The sequence below is a fragment of the Thalassospiraceae bacterium LMO-JJ14 genome, assembly GCA_021555105.2.
Taxonomy (GTDB): domain Bacteria; phylum Pseudomonadota; class Alphaproteobacteria; order Rhodospirillales; family Casp-alpha2; genus UBA4479.
Genome location: CP134604.1, coordinates 3340606 through 3354299 on the forward strand (window position 1 = coordinate 3340606; position 13694 = coordinate 3354299).

General features: G+C 59.3%; 15 protein-coding genes. 2 read left to right on the forward strand and 13 right to left on the reverse strand.

Features of this window, described 5'->3' with window-relative positions; all coding sequences use genetic code 11:
• The 5 genes from L2D14_15820 to L2D14_15840 all read right to left on the reverse strand — a co-directional run bounded on the left by L2D14_15820 (window position 1) and on the right by L2D14_15840 (window position 4847).
• On the reverse strand, window positions 1–1917 hold the full coding sequence (locus L2D14_15820; GenBank protein WNJ99325.1) for a Gldg family protein: 1917 nt from the start codon (window positions 1915–1917) through the stop codon (window positions 1–3).
• 10 nt (window positions 1918–1927) lie between these two features.
• Window positions 1928–2662, reverse strand: coding sequence for an ABC transporter permease (locus tag L2D14_15825; protein ID WNJ99326.1), 735 nt, complete (start codon window positions 2660–2662; stop codon window positions 1928–1930).
• Entirely contained in the window at window positions 2655–3629 is a 975-nt protein-coding gene (locus L2D14_15830; protein ID WNJ99327.1) for an ABC transporter ATP-binding protein, read from the reverse strand. Before L2D14_15830 ends, L2D14_15825 begins: the two co-directional genes overlap by 8 nt.
• A gap of 175 nt (window positions 3630–3804) precedes the next feature.
• Entirely contained in the window at window positions 3805–4458 is a 654-nt protein-coding gene (gene fsa, locus L2D14_15835; GenBank protein WNJ99328.1) for a fructose-6-phosphate aldolase, read from the reverse strand.
• A 77-nt stretch (window positions 4459–4535) separates the two neighbouring features.
• On the reverse strand, window positions 4536–4847 hold the full coding sequence (locus L2D14_15840; GenBank protein WNJ99329.1) for a hypothetical protein: 312 nt from the start codon (window positions 4845–4847) through the stop codon (window positions 4536–4538).
• A gap of 38 nt (window positions 4848–4885) precedes the next feature.
• Between L2D14_15840 and L2D14_15845 the strand changes: the two genes are divergently transcribed.
• Window positions 4886–5311, forward strand: a complete 426-nt coding sequence (locus L2D14_15845; protein WNJ99330.1) for a heme-binding protein — start codon at window positions 4886–4888, stop codon at window positions 5309–5311.
• A 3-nt stretch (window positions 5312–5314) separates the two neighbouring features.
• Here L2D14_15845 and L2D14_15850 read toward each other — a convergent pair whose 3' ends face one another.
• From L2D14_15850 to L2D14_15880, 7 genes are all read right to left on the reverse strand, one after another.
• The gene (locus L2D14_15850) at window positions 5315–5491 is read right to left on the reverse strand and encodes a hypothetical protein (protein ID WNJ99331.1); all 177 of its coding nucleotides are present in this window, start codon (window positions 5489–5491) and stop codon (window positions 5315–5317) included.
• Between the two features lie 79 nt (window positions 5492–5570).
• The gene (locus L2D14_15855; protein WNJ99332.1) at window positions 5571–6911 is read right to left on the reverse strand and encodes an amidase; all 1341 of its coding nucleotides are present in this window, start codon (window positions 6909–6911) and stop codon (window positions 5571–5573) included.
• A 24-nt stretch (window positions 6912–6935) separates the two neighbouring features.
• Complete coding sequence (locus tag L2D14_15860; GenBank protein ID WNJ99333.1) at window positions 6936–8285, reverse strand: TRAP transporter large permease subunit; 1350 nt, start codon at window positions 8283–8285, stop codon at window positions 6936–6938.
• On the reverse strand, window positions 8282–8872 hold the full coding sequence (locus tag L2D14_15865; GenBank protein ID WNJ99334.1) for a TRAP transporter small permease subunit: 591 nt from the start codon (window positions 8870–8872) through the stop codon (window positions 8282–8284). The genes L2D14_15860 and L2D14_15865 overlap by 4 nt, the downstream gene beginning before the upstream one ends.
• Before the next feature lie 97 nt (window positions 8873–8969).
• Window positions 8970–10094, reverse strand: a complete 1125-nt coding sequence (locus L2D14_15870; GenBank protein WNJ99335.1) for a TRAP transporter substrate-binding protein — start codon at window positions 10092–10094, stop codon at window positions 8970–8972.
• A 271-nt stretch (window positions 10095–10365) separates the two neighbouring features.
• Window positions 10366–11334 carry a D-glycerate dehydrogenase gene (locus tag L2D14_15875; protein WNJ99336.1) on the reverse strand — a complete coding sequence of 323 codons (969 nt, stop codon included), beginning with the start codon at window positions 11332–11334 and terminating at the stop codon, window positions 10366–10368.
• Between the two features lie 141 nt (window positions 11335–11475).
• Window positions 11476–11745 carry a hypothetical protein gene (locus L2D14_15880; GenBank protein ID WNJ99337.1) on the reverse strand — a complete coding sequence of 90 codons (270 nt, stop codon included), beginning with the start codon at window positions 11743–11745 and terminating at the stop codon, window positions 11476–11478.
• A 28-nt stretch (window positions 11746–11773) separates the two neighbouring features.
• Here L2D14_15880 and L2D14_15885 point away from each other — a divergent pair, with 28 nt between their 5' ends.
• Window positions 11774–12391, forward strand: coding sequence for an XRE family transcriptional regulator (locus L2D14_15885; protein WNJ99338.1), 618 nt, complete (start codon window positions 11774–11776; stop codon window positions 12389–12391).
• Window positions 12392–12432: 41 nt separating this feature from the next.
• Here L2D14_15885 and L2D14_15890 read toward each other — a convergent pair whose 3' ends face one another.
• Window positions 12433–13413, reverse strand: a complete 981-nt coding sequence (locus L2D14_15890) for a hypothetical protein (protein WNJ99339.1) — start codon at window positions 13411–13413, stop codon at window positions 12433–12435.
• Between the last annotated feature and the right edge of the window lie 281 nt (window positions 13414–13694).

The following is a 13694-nucleotide window of genomic DNA, read 5'->3' on the forward strand; positions in this document are numbered from 1 at the left end:
CTATCCTTCGTGCTTCGCCAGAGTGTAGCGGCGCGCGCGTCTGGCCCGCCCGATCAGCAGCCAGACCAGTGCAATAGCGCCCAGCAACAGCGGGATCGCCGCGATATTGATGAATTTCAACAGCGCATCCAGATCGTCGATGTCCTTCCTGAGTTCGTACTGCACATCGCGCAATTCCTTGCGCAGGCGGACCATCTCGTGGCGGTATTCCTCGGCCTTCGCCTTGTCGGCCGGGCCGATGACAAGCTCGCCGCCGGCCTGTTCGCGGTTCAGAAGCTCGGCCAGCTCGGTCTTGATGTTGTCGATCTGCGTTGCCAGTTGCTGTTCCTTGTCGCGGAACTGGCGCTCGGCGTTCTTGCGCACATCGTCGACATAGGTAAACGAACGCACCGCTTCGGTGCGTGCGCGCAGGCTCATCAGCGCCGTCCCGCCGCTCAGGTTTTCCAGCGAATTGACGGCGAAATCGGCGTTGTTGGCGAACGGTACATTGAAGGTCTGACCGAAAAGCTGGCGCGACTGCATCCAGAACTGCTCATGCAGCATGTCGACATCGGAAACGACAATCACGCTGATGTCCTTGTCGGCCTTGGCCAGATGATCTTCGGCTTTCGGCATGTCCGGGAGCGCGGTTTCGCCTTCCTTCAACGCAGGCGGACCGTCCGGGAACGCCGTCGACGGCGTCCCCAGCACACGCGCGGCAACGATTTCACGTTTGCCGGACGGCTTGAAGTCGCGGAACAGGGAAACCACGTCGGGGTTGGCGCGAACCTTGGCGACATCGATTTCCATCGACTGCGGAGACGACTGGATCAGCGGCACCAGCGTCGTCCCCTTGCCGTCGAGCGGCTTGAGAATGCCTGCGTTGGCCAATGTGATCCGTTGCAGATCGGCGGTGATGGCATCGTCGCTCTTAAAATTCCTGGGCAGATACGACAGCCAGGTCACGTAATCCGTAACCGCCGTCTGGCCACGAAGGTTGACGTTGACGCGGCGCGCCCCCTCCAGATCGCCGAGCACCTTGCCCTCGACCAGTTCAACACCCCAGGCATTGAGCATCTTGTCGAAATCCGACGGACCCGCATCGCCCCGGCCGCGCGCCATGGCAACATCGATTTCCGAGTTCTCATCGACATAGACCAGCGCTTTGCCGCCCTTCAGTACGAACTGATCGATCCCGTACATCAGATGCTCGCTAAGACCCTTCGGGTGCACGATGAGCAAGGCATCGATGTTGCCGGGAATCACTCTGTCCGTGGGATTGAGAATGGTGACGTCGAAGAATTCACGGACCTGCTCGACGAACGCCCACGCCTGGCCGCCCTGCACGCGCGGCCCACCGGCAATCGGCAGACCGGCAATCAGACCGACCAGCGGTTTCTTATTCTGCGACAGCTTGAAGATCATCTTCGACAGATCGTATTCAAGGAAGCTTTCGCGCTCAGGGCTCAGGTACGCAATGCGTTCCATCTTGTCGACGCTGTTGGTCGCAACGAGACCGAAATACCCGAGATCACCGGTGTTATCGAGCGGCACACCCTGCAACCCGAAAGCGACGGCCAGATCCTCCTCGTCGGTGAACGGTTCCGGGCTGTACAGCTCGAGCTTTATCTTGCCGCCGGAGATGTCGACATAGCGTTCCAGCAACTGGCGGATGCGGTCGGCATACGTGGCGTGCCCGGAATTCAGCTCGACCAGCCGTTTCGAGACGAACAGCCGGACGGTAATCGGCTCGTCGATGCTTTTAAGGATATCGCGCGTGCCATCGGACAGCGTAAACAGCTTCTCTTCGGTCAGGTCGACCTCGAGCCCACGGAACGTCGTGTTGGCGAAAATATTGACGGAAAGAAAAATGACCACTGCCAGCACAGCCGACAGCCCGGCCAGTTTTCCGCGATCGATGTTGGCGAAGAAATTCATGGTGCGCCCCTCATCGTCCCTTGTTGATCTCGACCGCGAGGATGTTCAGAAACAGCCACATCACGATCAACGACCCGAAGAAAATCACGTCCTTGAGATCGATCACGCCACGCGTGACCGCATCGAAGTGGGTCAGGAAGCTCATCGAGCGCAAGGCCTCGACGAGCACATCCGGCGCCCACGCCTGGAAGAAGTTCAGAACCAGTTGCGCGCCGGACATGGTGAACAGGAAACACACCGTCGCGGCGATGATGAAGGCGATCACCTGGTTCTTGGTCATCGCCGAAATGCAGGCGCTGATCGCCAGGAACGCGCCGGCCATAACGAAGCTGCCGATGTAGCTTGTGAAAATCACGCCGTTATCCGGGCTGCCGAGCACATTGACCGTGATCCACATCGGGAACGTCAGCGCCAATGCCACGCCGCAGAACGCCCACGCCGCCAGATACTTGCCGAGCACCGCATCCAGGGTCGAAACCGGCAGGGTCATCAAAAGCTCGATGGTGCCGGATTTGCGTTCCTCGGCCCACAACCGCATGCCGATGGCCGGCACCAGAAGCAGGAACAGCCACGGATGATAGGCGAAGAACGACGTCAGGTCGGCATTGCCGCGGCTGAAAAAGCCGCCGACGTAAAACGCGAAGGCGCCGGTCAGGGCCAGAAAGATAACAATGAAGACAAGCGCCAGCGGGGTCGCGAAATAGCCCTTGAACTCGCGCTTGGCAATGATCGCGATATTACGCATGGCTCGCCTCCGCCGGTTTTTTCTCTGGCCCGCGCGTGATGTCGCGGAACACGGCATCGAGGGCGCCCTTCTCGGTCTTGAAGTCGCTGACCGGGTGTCCCTTGTCCTTGAGCATCGCCGCCACGTCGGGCGCAATCGGCGCGCCGGATTTCGAGGTGACGCTGAATTCGCAATAGCCGTCGAAATCGTTGCCCCTTGTTACGTCGCCGACCATCGCCAGTGCGCGCAGATCGCCGGCAACGGCTTCCGCCTGCGCCACCTGGACACGCACGTGCACGGCGTTATGCAGTGGCGAGCGTTTCAGCAGATCGTCCGGCGTGCCGTCGGCAAGAATTTTGCCGCGCGCGATAACAACGGCGCGGGTACAGACGGCTTCGACTTCTTCAAGGATGTGTGTCGAGATGATGACGGCCTTATCGGCGGCCATTTGCTGAATCAGATTTCGAACCTGATGCTTCTGGTTCGGGTCCAGCCCGTCCGTCGGCTCATCGAGGATCAGCACCGGCGGATTGTGCAGGATCGACTGGGCCAAGCCGACGCGGCGTTTGAAGCCCTTGGAAAGCGTTTCGATGGGCTGATCCATCACGCCGGCGATTTCGACCCGCTCGACGGTCTGCTGGATGGCGTGCTCACGCGCCTTGCCGGACAACGCCCGCACATCGGCAATAAAATCGAGAAAACTTGTCGGCGTCATGTCACCGTAACACGGTGCGCCTTCGGGCAGATAACCGATGCGCTGTTTGACGCCAACCGGATCCTTCGTCACGTCGATCCCGTTGACCAGAGCGCTGCCTTCGGTCGGTGTCAGAAAGCCGGTGACCATTTTCATCGTCGTCGACTTGCCCGCGCCGTTCGGCCCGAGAAACCCAAGAACCTCGCCACGGCTGACGGTCATGTCGATCCCGTCTACGGCCGTTAAAGGTCCAAACCGCTTTGTTAAGCGCGAAAGGGCGATCATTTCCGCCATGCCTTCGAACTCCCTGCGTTTTGTTTTCGGACAAGAGATATCTTGCCAAATGCGCGTTTCAAGCCCCTTTGCGGAGCCCATGCAATTGCGCGGTGAATGGACTTAACATATTGACCCGAAAAGAAAAGACCGGACTTTCAATCTAAACAAATTGTAATCCCCGGACCGCCCTTCCCTAAAGGATGGACTGGCCGGTCTTTTCCCAGTCGGCAAGAAACGCCGCAAGCCCCTTATCGGTCAGCGGGTGCTTGAACATCTGCCTCAAAACCCCCGGCGGCACGGTCGCAACGTCTGCCCCCATGCGCGCCGCGTCAACGACATGCATCGGATGGCGGATCGAGGCCACCAGCACTTCGGTGGCGAAATCGTAATTGCTGTAGATCTCGCAGATTTCCTCGATCAGGCCCATGCCGTCCTGACCGATATCATCAAGCCGGCCGACAAACGGCGATATGAAGGCGGCACCGGCCTTGGCCGCCAGGATTGCCTGCGCCGACGAGAAACACAGCGTCACGTTGACCGAGGCGCCGTCGTCCGACAGCGCCTTGCAGGCCTGTATGCCCGCTTCGGTCATCGGCACCTTGATCGTCACGTTATCGGCGATGGCACGCAGCTTGGCGGCTTCGGCCAACATACCGCTGACATCCGTCGCCGTGACTTCGGCGGATACCGGGCCCGCGACCATGTCGCAGATTTCCTTGATCGCTTCGGACATGTCGCGGCCCGATTTTGCGATCAGCGACGGGTTCGTGGTCACGCCGTCGACGAGGCCCAGCTCGTTCAGGGCGCTGATTTCCGCAACATCGGCGGTATCGACGAAAAATTTCATTTTATTGGTTCCTCCCAGTGCCACGCATCATCCGGAATGGCGGGCCGGAAATCAAGCCCAAGCACAGACCGGACCGCCTAGTCGGTTTTCGCGGGTTTCAGCCACGGCTGCGTCTCGCAGCCGGTCATATCGGCATCCGGCCACAGGCTTTTCAGGGCGCAGGTAAAGCGGTCCCCCTCTTCGCTGGAAGACAGGAAGGCGAACACGCCCAGCCAGACGAAAAACGTCGCCACCACCACCGCCTTGAAGACAGAGGCGACTTTCTCGCGCGCCAGAAAAACCGCCAGCCGCTTGCGGTTCTTGGCAAACGTCTCCATCACCCACACAATCATGTTGAACGGTTGGCGCAGATACGCGATCAGCCAGGATTTCAATTTGCTTTTGTTCATGATCGGTTATCCGGTCATTCGATAACGGGAGACGGCCCTTGCTGACGATCCAACGCCTGTCCTATGACGACGCGGCCATTCTTATAAGCGGTGCCGAGGCGAAAGCCCAGGAAATCGGTATCCCGATGTGTATCGCCGTGGTTGACGACGGCGGGTACCTGATCGCCTTCAAGCGCATGGACCATGCCAAGGAATTGTCGACGACACTGGCGCAGGACAAGGCCTTCACGTCGGCAATCTCCAAAAAAACGACCGCCGACTACAACGAGGCGGCGGTCCCGGGCAGTCTTGTGAACGGCATCCAGAGCGCGGCGGGCGGGCGTTTCTCGACCGTGGGCGGCGGCGTGCCGGTGCTCATCGATGGGGCGGTTGTCGGGGCGATCGGGTTGTCGGGCGGCGCTGCGGAGCAAGACATGGCCTGTGCCGATGCCGGCCTGCGGGCATTCCTCAAAACACAGGGTTGAGCGTCATTCCTGCTTGTTGGACTGTTCCGACTTGATGTCTTCGTAAAGACCATAGAGAGCCGCGGCGCAGACGATCACAACGATGATGATAAACGGTGGCGCACCGATCGATTCCGCCAGACCACCGACGAAAAGCAGGAAGATTGCCACCCCGATAATGCCGCTGATGATGCTATCCATGTGTTTCACCCTTTTCCTTCGTCATATTGTGACATAACCGCCGCATGCTGTCGTCTTTCAATTGCCGGGCGGTTTGAAATCAAGCCTCGTCCGCCGCGTCGACACGACGCGTCAGCCATGCCGCGGTCCTGAGCAGGCGCTCGTCGTCGCCTTTTTTGCCGACAAGCTGCACACCCAAGGGCATGCCCGCCTCGCCGCTCATCAGCGGCAGGGTGATCGCCGGCATGCCGGTATAGGTCCATAGCGTGCAGAATGCCGGATTGCCGGTCGCATCAAGCCCGGGCGGCGCCTCGCCCGGGGTCGACGGCGTGATGATGGCATCGAAATGTTCGAACACCACGTCCAGGCCGTCGGCAAACAGCTTCTGGCGTTCGATCGCGATATTGTAGTCGACGGCCAGAACCTTGCGGCCGCGCTCGACCATCTCGGTCAGTTGCGGGCTGATCTTTTCTGGTGCGCGCAGGAAATCGGCCGCGAAATTCTTCGCCAGATCGGCCTCCATGACGCGGCGCTGCAGCTCGAAGATCTCGTCATAAACCTCGGCCAGCGGCACGTCCTCGCAACGCTCGCCCAGAAATTCCGTCAGCTCGGCGAACGCCGCTTTGGTCCCTTCCTCGGCCTGATCCCAGGCCGGCGTCTTCAGAAAAGCGAGACGGGGTTCGATCTGCGGATCATCGGCCTGTGCCGCCACCAGACGCGGTTTCGCCTGTGGGCGCATATACCCGTCTTCGGCGTCGAAACCGATGATGGTCTCGGCCAGCAATGCCGCATCCTCTATCGAGCGTGCGAATACGCCGACCTGATCCAAGGGCGGGGACTGACGCAGGATACCGCTTCGGGAAATCAGGCCGAACGTCGGCTTGTAGCCGACGACGCCGCAGAACGACGCCGGGCGAATGGTCGAACCGTTGGTCTGCGTCCCCACGGCCCCCGGCACCATCATCGCCGCGACAGCAGCCGCCGAGCCGCTGGACGAGCCGCCTGGCGTCCGCGTCGGGTCATGCGGGTTGGTGGTCTTGCCGGGTGCATAGACGGCGAATTCGGTGGTTACCGTCTTGCCCATGATCACGGCGCCGGCTTCACGCAGCTTTGAGACGACGAAGGCCTCGCTCATCGTGTTGCGGCCGGCGTGAATGGGCGAACCCAGTTCCGTCGGGTAATCGATGGTGTCGATGATGTCCTTGATGCCGAGCGGCACGCCGTTCAGCGGCCCCGTCGGCTTGCCCTCGTAACGCAGCTTGTCGCAGACCTGGGCCTGCTCGAGCGCGTGCTCCTCGTTCAGGTTTACCCATGCCTGAACCGTGGGCTCGAACTCGCGTGTCCGGTCAAGGCACGCCTTGACCAGTTCTTCCGACTTCAATTCACCATCGCGGATGGCGCGCGCGGCCTCGGCGACGCCTAAGGTGGATGCTCCTTGCATGACAGCGTTACCCCGTACCCCGGATCAGCCCGGACCGAACAGGTATTCGGGCAGCCACAGTGCAATCCCCGGGAAGTTATAGAGCAGCACCATCGAGAAGATGACGATCAGCAGATACGGCATGATACCGGCAAAGATGTCCATCAACTGAACGTGCGGTGGCGCGACCCCCTTCAGGTAGTACGCCGCCATTGCCATCGGCGGTGTCAGGAACGAGGTCTGCAGGTTCAACGCCACCAGCATGCCGAAGAACAGCGGATCGACCTGGAAATGCTCTAGCAGCGGCAGGAAGATCGGCACGAAGATGATGATGATCTCGGTCCATTCCAGCGGCCATCCCAACAGGAAGATGATGGTCTGCGCCAAAATCAGGAAGCCGACGGTGCCGACTTCGAGATGCAGGAACCAGTCCTTGATGATGTCGTGACCGCCAAGATAAGAGAACACGGACGCGAACGTCCACGAGCCGACGAACAACCAGCACACCATGGCCGATGTCTTGGCCGTCAAATACACCGCTTCCTTGAGCCGCTCCCACGTCAGCGAGCGATACAGAACGGCCAGCACCAGCCCGCCGGCAGCACCCACGGCTGCCGCTTCGGCCGGTGTCGCAAGCCCCATCAGGATCGCCCCCAGCACCGACATGATCAGCACCGCGAGCGGGATGAACGAGGTCAGCAGCTCATAAGCGACCCTGCCGATGGTGACGTCGACGTCTTTTGGCTTCGGCGCCAGCTTCGGGTTGATGGTGGCGCGCGTCACCACATAGATCATGTAGAAACCGGCCAGCATCATCCCCGGGAACAGGGCGCCCGCATACAGGCGCAGCGGCGAGATCTCGGCAATCGCCGCGTAGACGATCAGCATGATCGAAGGCGGGATCAGAATACCGAGGCAGCCGCCGGCGCAGATCACACCGGAGGCGAACTTGACGTCGTACCTGGCTTCGAGCATCGCTGGAAAAGCCAGCATGCCCATCAGGGTCACAACGGCGCCGATAATCCCGGTCGCCGTCGCGAACACTGCACAGGTCGCGAGTGCCGCCACCGCCATCGACCCCGGCAGGTGACGCGCCGCAAGCTGGAAGCTGAAGAACAGCCGGTTGACGATATTCGCGCGTTCGACCACGTACCCCATAAACAAGAATAGCGGCACCGCGACCAAAACATCGTTAGACATCACCGAGAATGTGTTTTGTACGAACAGATCGAAAATGCGGTTGTCCAACAGACCTTTCATCCGCAGCGGATCGAAGTACGCGTAATAGCCGAAGCCCAGGCCCATGGCGATCAGTGTGAATGCAATCGGGAATCCCAGCAGCACCACGAGAATAAACAAGCCAAGCATCATGATGGCAATTTGGGGATCGGTCATTGCGGCATCTCCGGATGGGCCTTGAGGTCTTCTTTTTCATGCAGAAGCATGGCTTCGGTTTCCTGCACATCATGCAGCCGTGGCGGCCATTTCCCGTCGCGCATGCACTGCACGCAGCGGACAGTTTCGGCGATGCCTTGCAAAAGCAGCAGCAAGCCGGAAATCGGGATCAGGGTCTTGAAGAAGTAAATCTGAATACGCGACGGGCTGGACCAGCTGACTTCCTTGTAGAACCAGGATTCAGCCGCTTGGTCATAGCCATAATAGACAAGGCATATGGCGCCCGGGATCAGGAACGTCAGGTACAGGACGAAATCAACGCCGGCCTGCCACTTCAATGGCATCAGACGATACACGACGTCGCCACGGACATGGGCATCCTGCGACAGGGCATAGGCGCCAGCCATCATGAACAGCGCGCCGTACATCTGCACGCTCATATCGAAAGCCCATACCGTCGGGTTGTTCAGCACATAGCGAACGAACACCTCGTAGCAGGTCGAAAGCGTCAGGATCATGATGCACCAGGCGAACGTCTTGCCGCTCCAGGCGCTCAGGCTGTCGATAAAATGAAGGATACGGGTCATGTCACCCAACCTCGGTCTATTACGATTAAATATTCAGGTGGAAGGGCGGCGCCGAAACCGGCACCGCCCCAACCATCTTGCACTCTGATCACTTGGCTCAGAAAGCCTTACCGAAGTAATGCTCGTAAGCCGCCTGATAATCCGGCGCGTTCGTCAGCGAGTAGGCACCATGGCGCTTCGCCCATGCTTTCTGGGAATCGATGACCTTGGCGAAGAACGGATCGCTCTTGGAGATGCGGTCGACAACGACGTCCCATGCCTTGAGCTGGTCTTTCATGACCGACGTCGGCGTGCGGTAAACGTTGACGCCGAACTTCTCTTTGAGGACCACGAGGTCTGCCGAGTAGCGCTCCATCGCCTTCCATGCCATGTCCTGAGACGCGGCTTCGGAAGCGTATTCGAGGATCGAACGCTGCTCTTCGCCGAGATTGTCGAAAAGCGTCTTGTTGAAGATGATTTCGAAGCATTCCTGCGACTGGTGGAAGCTCGCAAGGTGATAGTGCTTGGAAACATCCTGCATACCGAAGTCCTTATCGGACGTCGGGTTGTTGAATTCGGCCGCATCGATGAGGCCCGACTTCATGGCCGGCTGAATTTCACCGCCCGGAAGCTGAACGACGGACATGCCCATTTCCTGCAGGACGTCGGCGGCAAGACCGACGGTGCGGTACTTGAGGCCCTTCATCTGCGAGGAGTCCTTGATCTGCTCCTTGAACCAACCCAGAGGCTGTGCCGGCATCGGGCCGGTGAAGAAGCCGACGAGGTCGAGGCGCAGTTTGTCGTGCATCAGTTCGTAGTAGAGTTCCTTACCGCCGCCATAAGCGATCCAGCCCATCAGTTCGTTGGCCGACCAGCCGAAGCACGGACCGGTACCGAACAGCGAGGCAACCGGTGATTTCGAATACCAGTAAGCCGTCACCATGTGCGCACCGTCGAGCACACCCTTGTGCACGGCGGTCTGCATTTCTGCGGTTTTCACGACCGCGCCGACACCGAGCAGGTCGATTTTCATGGCGCCGCCCGACATCTTGTTGACGCGATTGACGTAGTCCTGAGCCATTTCGAGGAAGATACCACCACCCCACGCGGCCTGAACTTTCAGGGTCGTCGCGGCTTTGGCGATATGCGGTGCCGCAACGGTCGCTGCGGCTGCGCCGGTCGCGGCAAGGGCGGAACCCTTGAGAAACTTCCGGCGTGAGACGGTTTCGGTTTTCTTGGACATTGATGTTCTCCCAAAGTTTCGTTAGCCCCGTATTTAAGTCCGGTCGAAAACCGGGATTCACACGGAACCTTTTTTCATGAAGAGAGCCGAAAGTGTTCAACCCTCCTGCTACGGGCCTTTTACAAGCATCCGCAAGTTTTCGGATAATTGACGGGGGCCCAACCCAGTTTTCAACGCGCTTACTGTTGATTCAGTACTATCTCATTATTGTTACATAACCTACGTCTGTTGCTCACAAGCGTCAACGCCAAGTGGTATACCACCGACCATGTCAGGCAACCCTGTCGCCAGGTTCGCGGCCGGCAAAAATGGCATCCAGATTGTCGAGGGCCCGGAATCCCATACCGTCACGGGTTTCCCTGGTGGCGCTGCCGATATGCGGCAACAGGAACACGTTTTCGAGAGCACGGTAGCCCGGATGAATATCCGCCGGCTCGCCATTGAACACATCGAGCCCGGCAGCCGCCAGTTTCCCGGATTTGAGGGCGGCGATAAGCGCATCGTCATCGATCACCGCGCCACGGCTGGTATTCACGACAATGGCGCCGTCCGGCATCAACGCGATTTTTTCGGCGTTCAGCAATCCCTTGGTTTCCGGAGTCGCCGGGCAGTGGATCGACAACACGTCGGCGTGCGCCAGCAGCGCATCGACATCGGCGTGAAACACGGCACCCTTCTCCAACTCCGGATCAAGGCGCTTGCGGTTGTAATAATGAATTTCCATGTCGAAGCCGCGCGCACGCTCGGCGGCAACGCGGCCGACCCGGCCCATGCCGATGACGCCAAAGCGTTTGCCGGTGACCTGTGTGCCGACCATGAACGACGGCGACCAGTCTTTCCATTGCTTCGAACGCACCAGCCGTTCGCCTTCCGACGCACGCCGCGCAGCAGCCAGCATCAAAAGGATGGCGATCTCGGCGGTGGCGTCGGACAGCACATCGGGCGTGTTGGTGACGATAATACCGCGTTTTTTTGCGGCTTCGGTATCGACGTGATCGTACCCGACCGAAAAATTGGCGATGGCTTTGATACGATCCGGCAGCCGGGCGATAACATCCGCCGTGAAATGCTCGGAATGGCAGGGCAGAATTGCATCGGCCTGCTGGCAAAGCTCGATCAACTCATCGGATGAATAGAGCTTGTCGTCGGGATTGAGGATCGGATTGTAGTCTCGCTTGAGCCGTGCTTCGACAGCTTCCGGCAGCTTGCGTCCGACAAGTATGGTCGGCTTATCCGGCATTATCCCCCCGATCTGTTCAACGACACGTTATACGCATGTCTTGGCTGGTTTGTGCTTTTTAAACGCCTTACCCCATATGTTGTCGCCCCGCCCTGCAGGGTCAATGATTTTTTTACGCCGTACGGCCGCTTTTAAGGGCCGTTACAAATAGCGGCCGCGTTCGAGGATTTCGAGCGTGTATTCGTGGTAACTCATGCCCAGTTCCCGGGCCCGTTTCAGGCGCCTGAGGACGATTTCACGGGGCGGCGATTTCCAGGCCTTCTTATGCGCACGCGCCCAGCACCAGCGCCGCCAGCTACGGCCTGGAACGGCTTCCAGCAACGGTCCGCCATTGTGTCCGACACCGGCCGGGGTCAGCATGGAAGACGCACCATCGGGCGCCAAAACGGGATATGGAATTGGCATGGTCATACCTGGATAATTCCATTAAGATCACTACATGTCTACTATAATAGAAAACACATCAACCCCGTCCGAAGAAGACCGGTTAAGCCTACGCCTGGCGGCGCGTATCCGCCATGAACGCAATGTGCGCGGCTGGTCAATCAATGAACTGGCGGCGGTATCGGGGGTATCGCGGGCGATGATCTCGCGCATCGAAAGGGCCGAGGCCAGTCCGACGGCCGCTTTGCTGGGCAAGCTTTCCGGTGCGTTCGGCCTGACCATGTCGACGTTGCTGGCGCGGGCCGAAGCCGATGACGGCGATGACCGGGACGGCCGGGTATCGCGTGCCGGCGATCAGACGCGTTGGAACGATCCGGAAACCGGCTTTACCCGCCAGACTTTGACGCCGCCGGGTGCCGACCCGGAAATGGTTTTGGGCAATCTGCCGGCGGGGGCGCGCATTGCCTATCCGGCATCGGCATATACCTTCATGCGCGGCCAGTGCGTTTGGGTGATGCGTGGACGGCTTGCGATCCGTGAGGACGAAGAGGTTTCGATACTCAGCGCCGGCGACTGTCTGGCCTTCGACCTTGCAACGCCGAAGAACTGTGCCTTCGAGAACCCGTCAAAAACCGAACCCGCTACATATGTGGTGAGCCTGGTCCGACGCTGAGCCGTGCTGCGCGCCTTGGTAACGAAGACGAATGTCGCCCTTCAGCCGAGCGCGGCGACAAGATCGCGGAGTTGATGGATCGTACTTTCATTGAGCGAGTTGGCCAGGGCATCGCGCCGGACCTTGTTGACCATCGTCGTCCTGATCCCCGCAAACAGATCGCGCAGCAGGTTCCGCGCGGCGGTTTCCGAAAACGACCAATCGGCCCCGGGTCGTGTACTGCCGATGGTTATGAGGTTACCGTTGATGAAGGCGATCAGCCAATCTATCCGCTTCTCAACATCCTTGAAATTACGTGCCATCAGTATTTCTGCGCGCAACGCGATGCGGCGGCCCTCCTTGCTCGCATAGACCTCGGCCCAATCGAATTTATCGCCCAGTTCGCTGCGAAGGCGCGCCGCCAGCGCATCGGCCTCGCGATGGCATTTGGCAAGATTATCCTGCCCGATCATCAGGGAAAGCATACTGAAAAAGCCCGGCAGCATGCGCCGCGACAGACGGTCCGGGGTTTTGTCGAGCGCCGTATCCGGTGCCAGCCGGCCTTCAAAACGGTGAACCATCAAACGATGAAAGGCGCCCTTTCTGTGTTCATCGTTCATGCTGCGCTGGCTTGCGTTCGCATAACTTTTGACCGCTTCCATGAAAATCGTTCTGATCTCGCCCATCTGCGCATGGAATTCCGTGTGCATTTCCGCAAGATCGTCTTCGTTCAGGCGACCGTCACCGTCCGCCAGCCGTTGCCTGAGCAATCCCATGAATTTTTGCTCGATCAGATCGGCAATATCCTCGGCATAGTCTTCCGCCGATGCATCAGAACCGGTGGCCGGGCGCTCGCTCGATGAACTTTCGTTCTCCGTTGTGGCAGCATCACCTGTTTCGTGCGGCGCCTTCGCCGGGTCGATGTCAGTCTGCCTGCACTGAATTTTGCCGTTATCGTCATAGAAAATCGCCAGCGCGTCATCCGCACCGAGATCGTTAGCGCGGCCACCCCTAGCCTGCGCTTCGTCTTTGTTCGCATTCATCACATTTGCTCCTGCGGGTGAGAACAGCTTTTCCCAGCCGCACCTGATTTCCCCGAGGGCATAAAACGTAACATATGCATTAAAAAAATGCATCCGGGCAGCGCCGCAATCAAGTCGCACCCTTGAACCTGTATTTATAATTAAGTCGCATGACCAGCCCGGTTCGCATTGCGCGCGCCCCTGCGCGGTGGGGTCTTCCGCAAGCGGGTGGACAAGTCCGCCCGGCATGCCGTCCTTAGCATCCAGGATGACAACGCCGGCATCCGATGCCCGGGCATTTT

Bases quoted from the DNA above. Each gene is read 5' to 3' on its own strand.
- L2D14_15880 (WNJ99337.1), bottom strand. From the start codon at position 11,745: ATGACCATGCCAATTCCATATCCCGTTTTGGCGCCCGATGGTGCGTCT.
- L2D14_15865 (WNJ99334.1), bottom strand. From the start codon at position 8,872: ATGACCCGTATCCTTCATTTTATCGACAGCCTGAGCGCCTGGAGCGGC.
- L2D14_15840 (WNJ99329.1), bottom strand. From the start codon at position 4,847: ATGAACAAAAGCAAATTGAAATCCTGGCTGATCGCGTATCTGCGCCAA.
- L2D14_15850 (WNJ99331.1), bottom strand. From the start codon at position 5,491: ATGGATAGCATCATCAGCGGCATTATCGGGGTGGCAATCTTCCTGCTT.
- L2D14_15885 (WNJ99338.1), top strand. From the start codon at position 11,774: ATGTCTACTATAATAGAAAACACATCAACCCCGTCCGAAGAAGACCGG.
- L2D14_15890 (WNJ99339.1), bottom strand. From the start codon at position 13,413: ATGAATGCGAACAAAGACGAAGCGCAGGCTAGGGGTGGCCGCGCTAAC.
- L2D14_15825 (WNJ99326.1), bottom strand. From the start codon at position 2,662: ATGCGTAATATCGCGATCATTGCCAAGCGCGAGTTCAAGGGCTATTTC.
- fsa (WNJ99328.1), bottom strand. From the start codon at position 4,458: ATGAAATTTTTCGTCGATACCGCCGATGTTGCGGAAATCAGCGCCCTG.
- L2D14_15875 (WNJ99336.1), bottom strand. From the start codon at position 11,334: ATGCCGGATAAGCCGACCATACTTGTCGGACGCAAGCTGCCGGAAGCT.
- L2D14_15870 (WNJ99335.1), bottom strand. From the start codon at position 10,094: ATGTCCAAGAAAACCGAAACCGTCTCACGCCGGAAGTTTCTCAAGGGT.
- L2D14_15860 (WNJ99333.1), bottom strand. From the start codon at position 8,285: ATGACCGATCCCCAAATTGCCATCATGATGCTTGGCTTGTTTATTCTC.
- L2D14_15855 (WNJ99332.1), bottom strand. From the start codon at position 6,911: ATGCAAGGAGCATCCACCTTAGGCGTCGCCGAGGCCGCGCGCGCCATC.
- L2D14_15830 (WNJ99327.1), bottom strand. From the start codon at position 3,629: ATGGCGGAAATGATCGCCCTTTCGCGCTTAACAAAGCGGTTTGGACCT.
- L2D14_15820 (WNJ99325.1), bottom strand. From the start codon at position 1,917: ATGAATTTCTTCGCCAACATCGATCGCGGAAAACTGGCCGGGCTGTCG.